Genomic DNA, 15,084 nt, shown 5'->3' on the forward strand with positions numbered 1-15,084 from the left:
TGTCCGGTCGGCATATCTTGGCGCGGCATGCATGCGTCGCTGCCAAGGTGACCTTTGTCTCCGATCCGGAAACGAGACCTGTGTCAAATCCGCAAGCCTGGAAGTATTTTTGCAGTGATTGCCGAATTACGGCCGCTTGATGGTTGACGACACCATTTCGCCCGCTTTTGGCGGCCCGTCAACTCACCACACATTACAGTCCGTTACACACGGACCTTCACATAGGTGCCCGGAGCATCACCCAAAGTTTTCATATGCTTGCCCGGTTTGCGGGCAGGCACGCGGGTGTTGTCCTTGGCCTCTATCCAGCCTTGCCAGTGCGGCCACCAGGATCCTGGATGGTCGGTGGCATTGGCTATCCACTGGCTGAAGTCGCCCGTCGGCGTAGCCCCGGTCCAATACTGGTATTTGTTGGATGCCGGCGGATTGACGACACCGGCGATATGGCCCGACCCGGCCATCACATACTCGACCGTGCCGCCGAAATATTTCGAGCCGAGGAACACCGAAAGCGCCGGCGCGATGTGATCTTCCTTGGAGGCGAGGTTGTAGACCGGGATGGTGATGTCGCCGAGCGAGACCGTGCGGCCCGCCAGTTCCATCGTGCCTTGCGAAAGGTTGTTCTCGAGATAGCAGTTGCGCAGGTAGAAAGAGTGGTTGGCTGCGGCCATGCGGGTGGAATCGGCATTCCAGTAGAGCAGGTCGAAGGGCAGGGGATCCTTGCCGCGCATGTAGTTGTTGACGACATAGGGCCAGATCAGGTCGCCTGAGCGCAGCATGTTGAAGGCGGTCGCCATCTTGGTGCCGTCGAGATAACCCTTTTCGCTCATCGACTTTTCCACTGCCGCGACCTGTTCTTCGTCGACGAACACCTTCAGGTCGCCGGCATAGGTGAAGTCGACCTGCGTGGTGAAGAAGGTCGCCGACTTGATGCGGTCGTCGCCCTCTTGCGCCATCAGCGCCAGTGCCGCCGCCAGGAGCGTGCCGCCGACGCAATAGCCGATCGCGTTGACGTCGCGTTCGCCGGTGGCCTTCTCGACCGTGTCGAGGCCGTATTGCAGACCCTCGCGGATATAGGCTTCCCAGCTCTTGGTGCCGTGGCGCTCGTCCGGATTGACCCAGGAGATGACGAACACGGTGTGGCCCTGTTCAACCGCCCAGCGAATGAAGGATTTCTGCGGGTTCAGATCGAGGATGTAGAATTTATTGATCCATGGCGGGCAGATCAGCAGGGGCCGCTTGAGCACCGTCTCGGTCGCCGGTTCGTACTGGATGATTTCGGCGACGTCGCTGCGGCCGACCACCTTGCCGGGAGTGGTGGCGATGTTCCTGCCGATCTCGAAGGGCGAGTAGTCGGCCTGCCGCAGCTTCAGGTCGCCCTTGCCGGCGGCGATGTCCTCGGCCAGCATCTTCATGCCGCGCACCAGGTTTTCGCCGTTCGAGGCGACGGTTTCGCGGAACAGTTCCGGATTGGTCAGGATGAAATTCGACGGCGAGATGGCGTTGGACACCTGCTTGACGTAAAAGCCGGCCTTGTGGCGGGTGTGCTCGTCAAGACCTTCGGCGTGCTCGACCAGATCGGCCGCCCAGCGCGAGGTGACGAGATAGGCCTGCTTGAGGAAATCGAAGAAGGCGTTGCGGCCCCATTCCGGGTCGAGGAAGCGTTTGTCGCCGCGCTCCGGCTTGACCGCGTCTTCGGTGTCTTGCGCGGCGTTGCTGGTGCGCTGAATGGCGTTGGCCCAGACTGTCATATAGCCGGAGAACAGCCGCGTCTGCGCTTCCAGCGCGCGCTGCGGATCGGCAAGCCAGTATTCGCTGAGCTTGGAAAAGGTCTTCACCATATCGACGACGGGCTCGGCCACATGGTCGCGCACGTCGCCTTTTTCGCGCGGCTCGGCCCAGGCGGAAGCGGCCTTGCCGGCCTGCTCGATCATGCGCGCCATGTTCAGGGCGAAGCGTTCCGGGTCCTTCACCAGATATTGCTCGACGGTCGAAGGCTGGTCATCTTCCGCTTTGCCCGAATCGGGTGTTTTGGACATGGTTGGCGGGGTTCCTCCCGAGGCCTTTTCTTGACATATTAACATGGGACATCCGACCGGGCCAATCTCGCTCTACCTCGGCTGCCAAGGAAACAATATGACGATTAATATTGGCGAGACTGTTTTTTTCGGTGCCGGACGTTTTTGCCGCATCGGCGCGGCGATCGTCCTCATCGGCATTGCCGGGTGCTCGAGCACCAACACGAATGGCCCGACGCCTGTCGCTGTGGGTGCGGGACCGAAGGACACCGGCACCTTCCCGAACCTGAACATCAAGCCGCAAGTGGCGGCGCCGCAGTTCACCGAAGCCGAGAAGAACGCCAAGCTCGCGCAATTGAAGGCGGATGAGAATGCGCAGGCGGCAAAGGGCGGCGGCCCCAAGGTCGCCAACCAGGCGGCGCTGACGGATCTGGCCAAGAAGCATGGCGACGAAACGCTGAAGCAGATCGAAGCCAAATGCGACCCCGCCCTCGACCCTACCTGCAAATAAGTATATAGCGCGCGCCCAACACCCCTTCGCTGTCTGGAACTGCCATGGAAGAATTTCACAAGGTTCGCCGGCTTCCGCCTTACGTGTTCGAGCAGGTCAACCGGCTCAAGGCCAGCGCCCGATCGCGCGGCGCCGACATCATCGACCTCGGCATGGGCAATCCGGACCTGCCGACGCCCAAGGCTATCGTCGACAAATTGTGCGAGGTCGTGCGCGACCCGCGCACGCATCGCTATTCCTCGTCGCGCGGCATTCCGGGCCTGCGCCGCGCCCAGGCCGCCTACTATGGCAGGCGCTTCGGCGTGAAACTCAATCCCGACACGCAAGTGGTGGCCACGCTTGGCTCGAAGGAAGGCTTTGCCAACATGGCGCAGGCGATCACCGCGCCCGGCGACGTCATCCTGTGCCCGAACCCGACCTATCCGATCCATGCCTTCGGCTTTATCATGTCGGGCGGCGTCATCCGCTCGCTGCAGGTGGAGCCGGACGACGGTTTCATCCCGGCGCTCGAGCGCGGTGTCAAGCATTCGATCCCGAAGCCGCTGGCGCTGATCCTCAACTATCCGTCGAACCCGACAGCGCTGGTCGCCTCGCTCGATTTCTACAAGGATGTGGTCGCCTTCGCCAAGAAGAACGACATCATCATCCTGTCCGACCTTGCCTATTCGGAGATCTATTTCGACGGCAATCCGCCGCCTTCGGTGCTGCAGGTGCCTGGCGCGATCGACGTTTGCGTCGAATTCACCTCCATGTCGAAGACCTTCTCCATGCCCGGTTGGCGCATGGGCTTTGCCGTCGGCAACGAGCGGCTGATCTCGGCGCTGACGCGGGTGAAGTCCTACCTCGATTACGGCGCCTTCACGCCGATCCAGGTGGCGGCGGCACACGCGCTCAACGGCGACGGCGCCGACATCGCCGAGGTGCGCGACATCTACCACAAGCGCCGCGACGTGATGGTCGACGCCTTCGGCCGCGCCGGCTGGACCATTCCGGCACCGGCGGCATCGATGTTCGCCTGGGCGCCGATCCCGGAGCCGTTCAAGCATCTCGGCTCGCTCGAATTCTCCAAGCTGCTCATCGAACATGCCGACGTGGCCGTGGCGCCCGGTGTCGGCTTCGGCGAGCATGGCGACGAATTCGTGCGCGTTGCTCTGGTCGAGAACGAGCACAGGATCCGGCAGGCGGCGCGCAACATCAAGCGCTTCCTGTCAACCAGCGCCAAGCAGCCCAACAATGTCGTGCCGCTCTCCGCTCACCGGTAAGCTTGCCGCACGCAAATTCGATCTGACTTTGAGGGACGTCGCCGGACATGGCTGAAGCATTGCGTGTTGGAATTGCCGGCCTCGGCACGGTCGGTGCATCGGTGGCGCGCGTGCTGCGCGACAAAGCGGTGGAACTGACCCGCCAGTGCGGCCGTGACGTGATCGTCACCGCCGTCTCGGCGCGCGACCAGAAGCGCGATCGGGGCGTCGATCTGAGCTCTGCAAAGTGGTTCGACGATCCGGTCAAGATGGCCCAGACCGCAGAAATCGACGTGTTCGTCGAACTGATCGGCGGCGACGAGGGCCCGGCGCGCTCATCGGTGAAGACGGCACTCGAAGCCGGCCGTCACGTCGTCACCGCCAACAAGGCGCTGCTGGCCAAGCATGGCGTGGCGCTGGCCGAGATCGCCGAGAAGAAGGGCGTGCTTCTGAACTACGAGGCGGCGGTGGCGGGCGGCATTCCCGTCATCAAGACGATGCGTGAGGCGATGGCCGGCAATTCGGTCACCCGCGTGTTCGGCATCCTCAACGGCACCTGTAACTACATCCTGACCCGCATGGAGGCCGAGGGCATCTCGTTCGATGCTTGCCTGAAGGACGCGCAGCGGCTGGGCTATGCCGAGGCCGATCCGACCTTCGATATCGAGGGCCACGACACGGCGCACAAACTGTCGATTCTGACCAGCCTTGCCTTTGGCACCAGGATCGCCGCCAACGACATCTACATGGAAGGCATTTCCAACATCACCCAGGCCGACATCCGCGCGGCCGCCGATCTTGGCTACCGGATCAAGCTGCTGGGTGTCGCCCAGCGCACCGAGAGCGGCATCGAGCAGCGCGTGCATCCTACCATGGTGCCGACCGCATCGGTCATCGCGCAGGTGCATGGCGTCACCAATGCGGTGGCGATCGAGACCGACATTCTGGGCGAGCTGCTGCTGTCCGGCCCCGGTGCGGGCGGCAACGCCACCGCATCGGCCGTCATCGGCGACATCGCCGACATCGCCAAGAGCCGGCCAGGCTTCCAGCATGGTCCGGTCTTCGGCCGGCCGGCCAAGGAGCTGAAACCCTACAAGAAGGCGCAGATGCGCAGCCATGCCGGCGGTTATTTCATCCGGCTGACCGTGCACGACCGCATCGGCGTGTTCGCGGCAATCGCCAAGCGCATGGCCGACAATGACATCTCGCTGGAATCGATCGTCCAGCACGCAGTCAACGGCGAGGCGGCGGCACAGAAGACGGTGATCCTTGTCACCCACGAGACGACGGAGGCCGCCGTGCGCAAGGCGGTAGACGGCATCACCAAGGACGGACATCTGACCGACAAACCGCAGGTCATCCGCATCGAACGGGCAGGGTAGCTTTGTCCGACAGTCGCGCGGGACAAGAATTCCGCAGGCATTGAGGTCCGGTCTGGAGGCAGGCAGCCGCCACAGACCGGAACGAATTCGCGTCGACGCCGTTCTCTTGGTCACCAACCAGAGGAACCGCTTCATGGCTGACACCAACAAATCCGACACCCCCGATATCGACGACGTCCAGAAGACGCTGGAAAAGCAGATTGCCGAACTGCGCAAAGAGATCACCAAGATCAACAAGAGCATTTCGGCGCGGGGCGCGGAGATGTTCGACGACGCCAGCGAACAGGCGTCCGAGTTGTACGACACCGCGGCGAACCGCGCTTCGCGTACGGCGCAACAACTGCGCAGCCAGGCCCAGGCTGTTTCGGAAGTCGCGCGCGAGAATCCTGGTACGACGACAGCTTTGGTCGGCGTGATCGGCCTGCTCGGCTTTCTGGCCGGCTTCGCCATTGCTCAGTCGACGAACGATACCTCCCGCCGCTGGTATTGACCGCAGCGCAATAGGGCCGGGCTTCCGGCCTTTTCTATTGTTTTCAGCAAATCACTTTTAAGGAGGACACCATGGCTTCGTCAGCGTTGATCGGCATCCTGATCACATTCCTCGTCATCATCCTCGTTCTCTATCTGGTTCAACGCCTGCCGCTCGATGGCCGGATGAGACAAATAGTTCAGGTCATCGTCATCATCATCGGCATCATTTCGCTGCTCAAATACCTCGCGGTTTTTTAGGCCGCGAAGGCCGCCATTCTCACCGTTTTAAGACTGGCCCGGCGCGTGGCGATCGGGCCGGTCGTGTTTCAAGACGTAGTTTAATCGATTGATATTGTTGGATATTCGATAATATTCGTGGCAGGTCTTGCCGTTGTCATGCTCGTTTGACAAAACAGGCCCGCCTCCGGCGGGAGGCCGCATTGCCAACGAGGAAATCACCAGATGAATGTGGCCCAGAACATCGTCGCCGGCCTTGACCGGATACTCACCATGGAACTGGTGCGCGTCACCGAACGGGCCGCCGTCGCGGCCGCCAGGCTGCGTGGGCGCGGCGACGAAAAGGCGGCCGACCAGGTCGCCGTGGATGCCATGCGCCAGGAACTCAACCGGCTTTCCATCAGGGGCACGGTGGTGATCGGCGAGGGCGAGCGCGATGAAGCGCCGATGCTCTATATCGGCGAAGAAGTCGGCTCCGGCAAAGGTCCGGCGGTCGATATCGCGCTCGATCCGCTCGAAGGCACGACGATCTGCGCCAAGAACCTGCCCAATGCGCTCGCCGTCATCGCCATCGCCGAAAAGGGCAGCCTGCTGTTTGCGCCCGATGTCTACATGGACAAGATCGCCATCGGTCCGGGCTATGCGGACGGCGTCATCGATATCGATGCCTCACCGGCCGAAAACATCGCCAGCCTCGCCCGCGCCAAGGGCGTGGCTATTTCGGACATCACCACCTGTATCCTCGACCGGCCACGTCATGCCAAGCTGATCGATGCCGTGCGCGCCACGGGTGCCGCGATCCGGCTGATCGGCGACGGCGATGTCGCCGGCGTCATCCACACCACGGATCCGGAAGAAACCGGCATCGATATCTATCTCGGCACTGGCGGAGCACCCGAGGGCGTGCTGGCCGCCGCCGCGCTGCGCTGCACCGGCGGCCAGATGCAGGGCAGGCTGATCCTCGACACACCGGAAAAGGTTGCTCGCGCGGCAAAGATGGGTATTTCCAATCCGAAACGGGTCTATCGGACGGAGGACATGGCGCGCGGCGATGTGCTGTTTGCGGCCACCGGTGTCACCGACGGCAACATGCTGGCTGGCGTCAAGTTCGGCCACAATTACATCACCACCCACACGATCGTGCTGCGCTCGTCGTCGCGGACGGTGCGCGAGATCAAGGCACGCCATCAGGACCTGGATAAGTTCTGACGCTTGCTTGCGAAGCCACCTTGCAATTGTTAGCCATTCGGGCGCACCCGATATTGGCTGCAAGGATTTGACGATGAAACCGTTCGACTGGCACGCGGATCCGATCTCGCGCGCCACCGCCATCACGCAGTCTTATCGCAACACCCAGAATGTGCGTCGCTTTCTCATCCGGGAATGCAGCGACGCATTCAGCTTCGACCGGCCTTTCATGGCCTGGCTCAAGGACGGTGTGGAAACGACGATGGGCGATGCGGCCGACGAATGGCTTCGGCGCCAGGCTGAAAAGCGGAAAGCGCAGTTTTCTTGACACTTCCCGGACGGCGCACACCGTGAATCGCTTGGCTTTGCCTGCCTTTGGCCTATAGAGCGTCGCATGAACGTGACACGCTTTAAATCGTTGCCAATGCAGGTCGTCGCCCCAAAACCGCTGCGCACTTTTGGGCGACATGCACTATCGTGCGGCCAACGATGAGTTGGCAAAGCGTATGACCGGCGAAAAGCGCCTCTTCCTCGATGTCAGGCAGTCGGTATCAGGGGTTTCCTGGGAGCACCGGCTGACCGAGCGGCAGGACATGATCGCGCTCGCCATCGCGCAAGGCTACGGGGTACCCGATATCGTAGCACGGGTGCTTGCCGGCCGCGGCGTCACCGCCGAGCAGACCGAGCGGTTTCTCGATCCGACGATCCGCGATCTTCTGCCGGATCCGGCATCGCTGACCGACATGCACAGGGCGGCGGCCCGGATCGCCGCCGCGGTGATGGCCAGGGAAAAGGTGGCGATCTTCGGCGACTATGATGTCGACGGCGCCGCCTCGTCGGCCTTGCTGAAGCGGTTCCTCACGCATTTCTCGGTGCCGTCGGAAATCTACATCCCGGATCGTATTTTCGAGGGCTATGGCCCCAACCCCGACGCCATGCGCGAACTTGTTTCGCGTGGCGCGACACTGATCGTCACCGTCGATTGCGGCACCAACAGCGCCGCTTCCATCGATGCCGCCAATGAGGCCGGGGCCGATGTCGTGGTGCTCGACCACCACCAGGTCGGCGGTGCCTTGCCGGCGGCAATCGCTGTCGTCAATCCCAATCGCGACGACGACCTTTCCGGGCAGGGCCATCTCTGTGCCGCCGGCGTGGTCTTCCTCGCCCTTGTGCAGACGGCCAGGATCCTGCGTAGCCGCATGGCCGATGCTACGCCGCCGGACCTGCTTTCGCTGCTCGATATCGTGGCATTGGCCACCGTTTGTGACGTGGTGCCGCTGACCGGCGTCAACCGTGCCTTCGTGGTCAAGGGGCTGCAGATGGCGCGCCAGCAGAAGAACGAAGGGCTCGCGGCACTGGCACGGGTGTCGCGCATCGGCGAGCCGATCAGCACCTTCCATCTGGCCTATCTGATCGGCCCGCGCATCAATGCCGGCGGACGCATCGGCGATGCCGCACTTGGCAGCCGGTTGCTTGCGACCGACGACCCGGTCGAGGCGCGCACCATTGCCGAGACGCTCGACCGGCTCAACCAGGAACGGCAGCTGATGGAGCAGGAGATGCTCGCGGCGGCGCGCGCCGAGGCCGATGCGGAGCTCGCCGGCGGCAATGGCCCGGCTATCGTCGTCACCGCCAGCAACAGCTGGCATCCGGGCATCGTCGGTTTGCTCGCCTCACGGCTGAAGGATCATGCCCGCCGGCCCGCCTTCGCCATCGCCTTCAACGCCAACGGCATCGGCACCGGCTCGGGCCGCTCGGTCTCGGGTTTCGACCTCGGCCGGCTGGTGCGCGAGGCGGCCATTGCCGGTCTGATCGTCAAGGGTGGCGGGCATGGCATGGCGGCGGGCATCACCGTCGAGCGGGCGAGGCTTGGTGAGCTCAGGGCGTTTTTCGAAGAGCGGGCGGCAGCCGACGTGTTTCGCCTGCAGGGCGAGGAAAGCCTGGCCATAGACGGTGCGCTTGCCGCTGAAGGCGCGACACTCAGCCTGCTCGACGCGCTGGAACAAGCCGGACCTTTCGGTGCCGGGCACGTGGCCCCTGTTTTCGCGTTGCCGCGCCACCGGTTGGCCGATGCGCGGCCGGTCGGCACCAATCACATCCGCGTCGAGCTGCAATCGGAAAGCGGCGGCCGGATCCAGGCGATCGCCTTTCGCGCCGTCGATACCGCGCTTGGCGAATTCCTGTTCAAGAACCGGGGCAAGACAATCCACGTCGCCGGTTCGCTCTCAGGGAATTACTGGAACGGCAACCGCACCGTTCAGTTTCGTATCACCGATGCGGCTCGTGCGTAGGTTTTGATCAGGCGAGAACTGTCTGCAGCCGGGTCAGTTCGCCGATCTGCGCCATCGTCGCCTGATAGCCGAGATTGATCGCCTCGTCGGCGCGGTGGAACTCGGTCAGGCCGATATGGCTGAGCTTCGGCTGTAGCGACATGTCTGGCGGATCGCCGGCAAGTCTTGCGCGCGAAATGCGGTCCTGGATGATGTTGAAGGCCTCGACCATGACGCCGGTGATGCCGAGCCGGGTCTGATGCGACTGGTGTTCGGGATCGCCATGTCCGGCCCTCGGCGCGTCCTTTTCGACGACCAGTTCGCCAGCGCTGTGCTTGATGACGGCGGCACGGCCGAACAGGTCATAGTGAAGGTTGACCGCCACGACGAGCGGCTGCTCGTAGGCGCGGCAGACCGAAACCGGTACGGGGTTGACCAGAGCGCCGTCGACCAGCACGCGGCCGTTGCAATTCACCGGCTCGAACACGCCGGGAAGCGCATAAGAGGCGCGCATGGCGGTGATCAATGAGCCGCTCGACAGCCAGATTTCGTGGCCCGTGCGGATTTCGGAAGTGACCGCGACGAACGGCTTGGCAAGGTCCTCGAAACGAATGCCGGCCATGTGCTCGCGCAGCCTTGCATCGAGTTTCATGCCGCCGAACAGGCCGCTGCCGCGTAAATTGAGATCGAGCAGGCCGAAAATGCGGCGCTTGGTCAGGCTGCGGGCGAATTCTTCGAGCTCGTCCAGTTTGCCGGCGAGATAGCAGCCGCCGACCAGCGCGCCGATCGAGGTGCCGGCGATCATCGATACTTCGATGCCGGCTTCATCCAGCGCGCGCAGCACGCCGATATGCGCCCAGCCGCGGGCGCACCCGCCACCCAAGGCGAGCGAAATGCCTGTTTTCTTTTGGGAGTTCGTTTCGGACGCGCCGCCTGACGAGGACAGGCCGTTGGCCTCCCTGACATCTGGTCTGTTACGCAATGACGCCCACTCGAGCATCATAATCTCCCTTGTCCCACGGCTACTATACGAGCGGGGCGTATCGAAATGATGAATCTGTGTCGTTGGTGTCAGGCAGAAGGTTCAAGCTGTTGGTTTCCGATACGTGTTTTCCGCATCGAACAGCGGCTTGCTGCCGTCGATGGCAAGCGTCCCTTTGCCGTCGACCAGCCCCACCGTCCGATAAAAGCATGAACGCCGGCCAGTGTGACAGGTTGCGTCGTGGCCCAACACTTTGACGCGCAACCATATGGCATCCTGGTCACAATCCGTGAGCATCTCGACGACATGCTGAAAATTGCCTGATGTTTCGCCCTTTTTCCAAAGCGCGCTGCGCGAGCGCGACCAGTAGTGGGCGATGCCGGTCTCAAGCGTCAGCGCCAGTGCTTGCGCGTTCATATGCGCAACCATCAACAGCATGCCGTCCGCGGCGTCTGTCACGACGACCGTGACCAGCCCGGCTGCATCGAAGCGCGGCGAAAACACCGCGCCTTCCTCGAGAGCCTTCTTGTCCGACGGAGCTTTTGGAAATTCCAGTGCCGACATCGCCGGTCCTTATTTTGATGGCCGGCGAGGGCCGATCAGACCCCGCCGCCGCGCACCATGGTGACGAAACGGACCTGCTCTTCGGGCGTGTCCTTGAAAACGCCGGTGAAGGTCGAGGTCAGCGTGGTTGATCCCTGCTTGCGGATGCCGCGCATGGCCATGCACATGTGCTCGGCCTCGATCATGACGGCGACGCCGCGCGGATTGAGCACGTCCTGGATGACGCCGGCGATCTGCGCCGTCAGCGCCTCCTGGGTTTGCAGGCGGTGGGCGAAGATATCGACGACACGCGCGATCTTGGACAGGCCGACGACCTTGCCGTCCGGAAGATACCCGACATGCGCCTTGCCGATGATCGGCACCATGTGGTGCTCGCAATGCGAATGGAATGTTATGTCCTTGACGATGACCAGGTCATCGTAGCCGGCGACCTCCTCGAAGGTGCGGCCGAGCTCGTCGGCCGGGCACATGTCGTAACCACCGAACATTTCGCGAAAGGCCTTTGCCACCCGCTTCGGCGTGTCGACCAACCCTTCGCGGTCCGGATTGTCGCCGGTCCAGCGCAAAAGCGTGCGCACGGCGGCTTCGACTTCGGCTTCGCTTGGCCGGTCGGTGACCGGCTTTTCCATATAGGCTGACTGTGGCATGAGCTTCTTGATGACGGCATCCATAAAGGCGTCTCCCGTAGTCCCTCTCGGCGGAGGAACGAGTTGAACGGACCACGACCTTTCGGTGTCGGAAACTCGCCCCGTTTCCAGCCCCGTAAGCGGCGTGAACTTCCCGGCAAGGACATTGGCTTTCGTCGTTCTTGTCGATACCGGACTGCCAGCATTATATAAGGTCATAGCGAGCGAAAGGAAGACACGACAGCGGCAATCGCTGTTCGCTTGGCGGCGACGGATTGGAAAATTATGATAAACGACGTCTACAACGCGAAAATTCTCGGTTTTGCCGGAAACATCGCCCGCATCGGCCGTCTCGATCATCCTGACGCGACCGCCAAGGCGCACTCCAAGCTATGCGGTTCGACCGTCACCGTCGACCTCAAGATGCAGGACGGCGTCGTCACGGACTTTGCCCATGACGTGAAGGCCTGCGCGCTCGGCCAGGCGTCGTCATCGATCATGGCGCAGCATGTCGTCGGCGCGAGTGCCGAGGAATTGCGCGCGGTGCGCGACTCCATGCTGAAGATGCTCAAGGAAAATGGCGCCCCGCCGGACGGCCGCTTTGCGGATCTCAGATATTTGGAGCCGGTGCGCGACTACAAGGCGCGGCACGCTTCGACCATGCTGACTTTCGATGCCGTGGTCGACGCGATCGGCCAGATCGAGAAGAAGCGCGCCGAAGAAGCGGCCTGACCTTGGGATTTGGCCGTCCACGGTGCGCAGGCTTCGCGCAGGCGCCCAAATCTTTGCTGCCACTGCTTGGCATTTGGCGGGACAGGAACCGGGCCAGAAGGGTTTAAACCTGCGCTTCCAGCGCCCGCCTGCTTTCGGCAAATTCGCTTCTGAGCCAGTCGGCGAACGCGGCGACCGGCTCCGAGAGGTCGTGCAGGTTTCTGGCCACCAGCCAATAGGCGCCGGATGCGACGTCGATGTCGAACGGCTTGACCAGCGCGCCGGATGCGATTTCCCCGCCGATCTGCAACAGATCGCCCAATGCCACGCCATGTCCGAGCAAGGCGGCCTGCTTTGAAAGCGACGCATCCGCCAGCATCGGCCCGCGCGCGGGCACGGCGTCGGCGGGCACGCCGGCCGCTTCGAACCAGCGCACCCAGCCCTGGCGGTTCTCCTCGTGCAAAAGCGTGTAGCGGCCAAGATCGATTGGCTTCCTGAGGGCAGGGCCAGAAGCAAGCAGCGCCGGCGACAGGACCGGCGAATCGACCGTCGAGGCAAGCCGCTCGGCCTGGCTGCGCGGCCACGAGTCGGCATGCGCGCTGAAGCGCAAGGCAAGCTCCGGCTGATCGCTGCGGAACTCGATCAGCCTTGGATCGACTTCGAGGGAGACGTCGATGTCGGGCCGCAATTGGCGAAACCGGTTGAGCCGGGGAACCAGCCACACGGAGGCAAGCGACGGCTCGACACTGACGCGGACCACGGACTGTGCCGGTGTCGCCACCAGATCGCCAAGCAAGGTATCGATGGCGTCGAAACTTCTGACAAGCTGATCCAGCAGACGCCGGCCGGTGTCGGTCAGTTCGACTCGTCGATGGTGACGTTCGAACAAGGGTCGATGCAGGAAGATTTCGAGCTCGCGGATCTGCCGGCTGATCGCCGCCTGCGAGACGAAAAGCTCCTCGGCGGCCCGGCTGAAGCTCAGATGCCGGCCCGCCGCCTCGAAGCTCCTCAATGCCGTCAGCGGCAGGCGCCCACGCTTCATTTCGCATAGCCCAGGATTATCCGAAGTGGAAATTATACTCGTTTGAAGGCGAAGGCCAGCGGCGGTCTAATCCATGTCGAAGGAGGCCGACCATGATCCAGTTGCTGAACATTTTTGGCGATGTCATGCGGATCGCGACGTTTCAATGGCGTGACGAAAAGCAGCATTCAAAGCGCCGCGAGGAGCCGGCCAGTCGTGACCGCTGGGCGCCGTCGGCTGACAGGCAGCCGTTTCGCCGTTCCCGTCCGTGATGGCGGGGGCGCGCAAGGAGCGGGGATTGCGTTCTCCGGCAGAAGTCCACATCTATCGCCTGGGAAACGCGATACGGAGACTGTGGTGCGCGACCAGCATGGGCATGCGCATATAGACGGGTCGCAAAAACGCGGCCGCAACTGGCCCGGCCCCTGGCGCAAGACGCCAGGCCGTCTCCTCGGCACGTCGCTCGTGCGCCTCTACCAGCTGACGCTGTCGGGCTTTGTCGGCAATTCCTGCCGGCATCTGCCGACCTGTTCGGAATATGCGCATGAGGCGATCGCCCGCCATGGCCTGTGGGCCGGCGGCTGGATGGGATTCTTCCGCGTGCTGCGCTGCGGGCCATTCGGCACGCATGGCATAGACCTGGTGCCGGAGGCGCTTGCGGATCGCTATCTCTGGTTCATGCCCTGGCGGTACTGGCGGATCGGCAGCAAGCGCGGCAAAGCGCAGGAATGATGGCCGGGGGAGAGCAGGTTTACGATCCGGTAGGGTTAACAACAGCCTGCACAAAGACTGCGCATTTGAGACAAAATCGAGACAAGAGACCCCGCTAAGCCGCTCGCGAACCCCCTTCTGGAGCGAGCAGAAAATGCGCAATTTCGACCGTCTTCCCTTCATCTTTGCCGGGATCCTGTTCCTGCTCGCCTGGCTGCTGGGATTTCCGTTGCGCGCGCAATCGGCGCCGCTGGGGGATTTGCAGTGCACGGTGATCGCCGATGCGGCGAGCGGCAAGACGCTTTACCAGGACGGAGTGTGCGACCAGCGGTTCAGCCCGGCCTCGACGTTCAAGGTGCCGCTGTCGCTGATCGGCTATGACAGCGGGATCCTGAGCGACGAGCATACGCCGGCGTGGGACTACAAGCCGGAGTTCAAGGCGGTGAAGCGGGACCAGAAGACCGTCGATCCGGTGATCTGGGAACGGGATTCGATCGTCTGGTTCTCCCGTGAAATCACCAGTCGGCTCGGGCCGGAAAAATTGGCTGGCTATGTCTCCAAATTCGGCTACGGCAATGCCGATGTTTCCGGCAATCCCGGCAAGAATGATGGTTTGACCCAATCCTGGATAAACTCCTCGCTCAAGATCACGCCGGTCGAGCAGGTCGATTTCCTGCGCAAGCTGCTGGCCCGCAAGCTGCCTGTCTCGGCCAGGGCCTACGACATGACATCAGCCATCATCCCGACCTTCCAGGCCGGAGGCTGGACGGTGCAAGGCAAGACCGGAAGCACCAGGCTGCGCAACGATGCCGATAAGGTTCAGGACAAGCGCTCGCTTGGGTGGTTCGTCGGCTGGGCGAACAAGGATGGCCGCCAGATCGTCTTTGCGCGCCTTGTCGTCGACACCAATCGGACCGATATGCCCAAAGGCCTCAAGACCCGAGCCGCGTTCCTGAAGGACCTGCCGCTGCTCATCAAATGAAGTCTGACATTTGAGCCGGGCTTTACGGCGGCGGAATCTGTCCATAAAAGACAGCCGCTGCCGGACGCATCCGGCCTACTCTTTGCATGTCGTACCCCCAAAACCGCCCACACATTTTTGGGCGACATGCATTTCAACCACCCGCGCTCGTTTGCGGGACTGGATAGGA

General features: G+C 62.6%; 17 protein-coding genes. 12 read left to right on the forward strand and 5 right to left on the reverse strand.

Annotated features, from left to right (window positions below; all coding sequences use genetic code 11):
* Positions 1-203 precede the first annotated feature (203 nt).
* Positions 204-2,039 carry a class I poly(R)-hydroxyalkanoic acid synthase gene (gene phaC / locus P3C39_RS28265; protein WP_063167870.1) on the reverse strand — a complete coding sequence of 612 codons (1,836 nt, stop codon included), beginning with the start codon at positions 2,037-2,039 and terminating at the stop codon, positions 204-206.
* Positions 2,040-2,136: 97 nt separating this feature from the next.
* On the opposite strand from phaC, the gene P3C39_RS28270 reads away from it, so the two are divergent.
* The 8 genes from P3C39_RS28270 to recJ all read left to right on the forward strand — a co-directional run bounded on the left by P3C39_RS28270 (position 2,137) and on the right by recJ (position 9,339).
* Positions 2,137-2,529 (forward strand): hypothetical protein, encoded by a 393-nt coding sequence (locus tag P3C39_RS28270; RefSeq protein ID WP_027162587.1) that lies wholly within the window; start codon positions 2,137-2,139, stop codon positions 2,527-2,529.
* A 44-nt stretch (positions 2,530-2,573) separates the two neighbouring features.
* The gene (locus P3C39_RS28275; RefSeq protein WP_013531991.1) at positions 2,574-3,791 is read left to right on the forward strand and encodes an LL-diaminopimelate aminotransferase; all 1,218 of its coding nucleotides are present in this window, start codon (positions 2,574-2,576) and stop codon (positions 3,789-3,791) included.
* Positions 3,792-3,838: 47 nt separating this feature from the next.
* Positions 3,839-5,152, forward strand: coding sequence for a homoserine dehydrogenase (locus P3C39_RS28280; protein WP_224619397.1), 1,314 nt, complete (start codon positions 3,839-3,841; stop codon positions 5,150-5,152).
* 133 nt (positions 5,153-5,285) lie between these two features.
* Positions 5,286-5,642 (forward strand): hypothetical protein, encoded by a 357-nt coding sequence (locus P3C39_RS28285; protein ID WP_013531989.1) that lies wholly within the window; start codon positions 5,286-5,288, stop codon positions 5,640-5,642.
* Between the two features lie 71 nt (positions 5,643-5,713).
* Complete coding sequence (locus P3C39_RS28290; protein ID WP_013531988.1) at positions 5,714-5,881, forward strand: Thivi_2564 family membrane protein; 168 nt, start codon at positions 5,714-5,716, stop codon at positions 5,879-5,881.
* Between the two features lie 204 nt (positions 5,882-6,085).
* The gene (gene glpX, locus P3C39_RS28295) at positions 6,086-7,069 is read left to right on the forward strand and encodes a class II fructose-bisphosphatase (RefSeq protein WP_013531987.1); all 984 of its coding nucleotides are present in this window, start codon (positions 6,086-6,088) and stop codon (positions 7,067-7,069) included.
* A gap of 73 nt (positions 7,070-7,142) precedes the next feature.
* Positions 7,143-7,376, forward strand: a complete 234-nt coding sequence (locus tag P3C39_RS28300) for a DUF6434 domain-containing protein (protein ID WP_275954603.1) — start codon at positions 7,143-7,145, stop codon at positions 7,374-7,376.
* Between the two features lie 178 nt (positions 7,377-7,554).
* Positions 7,555-9,339, forward strand: a complete 1,785-nt coding sequence (gene recJ / locus P3C39_RS28305; RefSeq protein ID WP_063167873.1) for a single-stranded-DNA-specific exonuclease RecJ — start codon at positions 7,555-7,557, stop codon at positions 9,337-9,339.
* 7 nt (positions 9,340-9,346) lie between these two features.
* Here recJ and P3C39_RS28310 read toward each other — a convergent pair whose 3' ends face one another.
* The 3 genes from P3C39_RS28310 to folE form a co-directional block, all read right to left on the reverse strand.
* The gene (locus P3C39_RS28310; protein ID WP_174299064.1) at positions 9,347-10,321 is read right to left on the reverse strand and encodes a patatin family protein; all 975 of its coding nucleotides are present in this window, start codon (positions 10,319-10,321) and stop codon (positions 9,347-9,349) included.
* Between the two features lie 81 nt (positions 10,322-10,402).
* The gene (gene hisI, locus P3C39_RS28315) at positions 10,403-10,864 is read right to left on the reverse strand and encodes a phosphoribosyl-AMP cyclohydrolase (RefSeq protein ID WP_013531983.1); all 462 of its coding nucleotides are present in this window, start codon (positions 10,862-10,864) and stop codon (positions 10,403-10,405) included.
* Between the two features lie 35 nt (positions 10,865-10,899).
* Entirely contained in the window at positions 10,900-11,535 is a 636-nt protein-coding gene (gene folE, locus P3C39_RS28320) for a GTP cyclohydrolase I FolE (protein WP_013531982.1), read from the reverse strand.
* Positions 11,536-11,775: 240 nt separating this feature from the next.
* On the opposite strand from folE, the gene P3C39_RS28325 reads away from it, so the two are divergent.
* A complete protein-coding gene (locus P3C39_RS28325) occupies positions 11,776-12,222 on the forward strand; it encodes an iron-sulfur cluster assembly scaffold protein (RefSeq protein WP_063167874.1) in 447 nt (148 codons plus the stop codon).
* 103 nt (positions 12,223-12,325) lie between these two features.
* On the opposite strand, the gene P3C39_RS28330 is transcribed toward P3C39_RS28325, so the two are convergent.
* Positions 12,326-13,243 carry a LysR substrate-binding domain-containing protein gene (locus P3C39_RS28330; RefSeq protein WP_275954602.1) on the reverse strand — a complete coding sequence of 306 codons (918 nt, stop codon included), beginning with the start codon at positions 13,241-13,243 and terminating at the stop codon, positions 12,326-12,328.
* Between the two features lie 92 nt (positions 13,244-13,335).
* On the opposite strand from P3C39_RS28330, the gene P3C39_RS28335 reads away from it, so the two are divergent.
* The 3 genes from P3C39_RS28335 (at position 13,336) to blaOXA (ending at position 14,915) form a co-directional block, all read left to right on the forward strand.
* Positions 13,336-13,494, forward strand: a complete 159-nt coding sequence (locus P3C39_RS28335; RefSeq protein WP_275954601.1) for a hypothetical protein — start codon at positions 13,336-13,338, stop codon at positions 13,492-13,494.
* An 85-nt stretch (positions 13,495-13,579) separates the two neighbouring features.
* A complete protein-coding gene (gene yidD, locus P3C39_RS28340) occupies positions 13,580-13,954 on the forward strand; it encodes a membrane protein insertion efficiency factor YidD (RefSeq protein ID WP_027162584.1) in 375 nt (124 codons plus the stop codon).
* Between the two features lie 133 nt (positions 13,955-14,087).
* Positions 14,088-14,915, forward strand: a complete 828-nt coding sequence (gene blaOXA, locus P3C39_RS28345; RefSeq protein WP_275954600.1) for a class D beta-lactamase — start codon at positions 14,088-14,090, stop codon at positions 14,913-14,915.
* The last annotated feature ends 169 nt before the right edge of the window (positions 14,916-15,084 follow it).

It is taken from the genome of Mesorhizobium sp. XAP4 (assembly GCF_029269325.1).
Classification (GTDB): Bacteria; Pseudomonadota; Alphaproteobacteria; order Rhizobiales; family Rhizobiaceae; genus Mesorhizobium; species Mesorhizobium ciceri.

Bases quoted from the DNA above. Each gene is read 5' to 3' on its own strand.
- recJ (WP_063167873.1), top strand. From the start codon at position 7,555: ATGACCGGCGAAAAGCGCCTCTTCCTCGATGTCAGGCAGTCGGTATCA.
- P3C39_RS28275 (WP_013531991.1), top strand. From the start codon at position 2,574: ATGGAAGAATTTCACAAGGTTCGCCGGCTTCCGCCTTACGTGTTCGAG.
- P3C39_RS28290 (WP_013531988.1), top strand. From the start codon at position 5,714: ATGGCTTCGTCAGCGTTGATCGGCATCCTGATCACATTCCTCGTCATC.
- P3C39_RS28270 (WP_027162587.1), top strand. From the start codon at position 2,137: ATGACGATTAATATTGGCGAGACTGTTTTTTTCGGTGCCGGACGTTTT.
- folE (WP_013531982.1), bottom strand. From the start codon at position 11,535: ATGGATGCCGTCATCAAGAAGCTCATGCCACAGTCAGCCTATATGGAA.
- blaOXA (WP_275954600.1), top strand. From the start codon at position 14,088: ATGCGCAATTTCGACCGTCTTCCCTTCATCTTTGCCGGGATCCTGTTC.
- P3C39_RS28310 (WP_174299064.1), bottom strand. From the start codon at position 10,321: ATGATGCTCGAGTGGGCGTCATTGCGTAACAGACCAGATGTCAGGGAG.
- phaC (WP_063167870.1), bottom strand. From the start codon at position 2,039: ATGTCCAAAACACCCGATTCGGGCAAAGCGGAAGATGACCAGCCTTCG.
- P3C39_RS28325 (WP_063167874.1), top strand. From the start codon at position 11,776: ATGATAAACGACGTCTACAACGCGAAAATTCTCGGTTTTGCCGGAAAC.
- P3C39_RS28335 (WP_275954601.1), top strand. From the start codon at position 13,336: ATGATCCAGTTGCTGAACATTTTTGGCGATGTCATGCGGATCGCGACG.
- glpX (WP_013531987.1), top strand. From the start codon at position 6,086: ATGAATGTGGCCCAGAACATCGTCGCCGGCCTTGACCGGATACTCACC.
- P3C39_RS28300 (WP_275954603.1), top strand. From the start codon at position 7,143: ATGAAACCGTTCGACTGGCACGCGGATCCGATCTCGCGCGCCACCGCC.
- P3C39_RS28285 (WP_013531989.1), top strand. From the start codon at position 5,286: ATGGCTGACACCAACAAATCCGACACCCCCGATATCGACGACGTCCAG.
- hisI (WP_013531983.1), bottom strand. From the start codon at position 10,864: ATGTCGGCACTGGAATTTCCAAAAGCTCCGTCGGACAAGAAGGCTCTC.
- P3C39_RS28330 (WP_275954602.1), bottom strand. From the start codon at position 13,243: ATGAAGCGTGGGCGCCTGCCGCTGACGGCATTGAGGAGCTTCGAGGCG.
- P3C39_RS28280 (WP_224619397.1), top strand. From the start codon at position 3,839: ATGGCTGAAGCATTGCGTGTTGGAATTGCCGGCCTCGGCACGGTCGGT.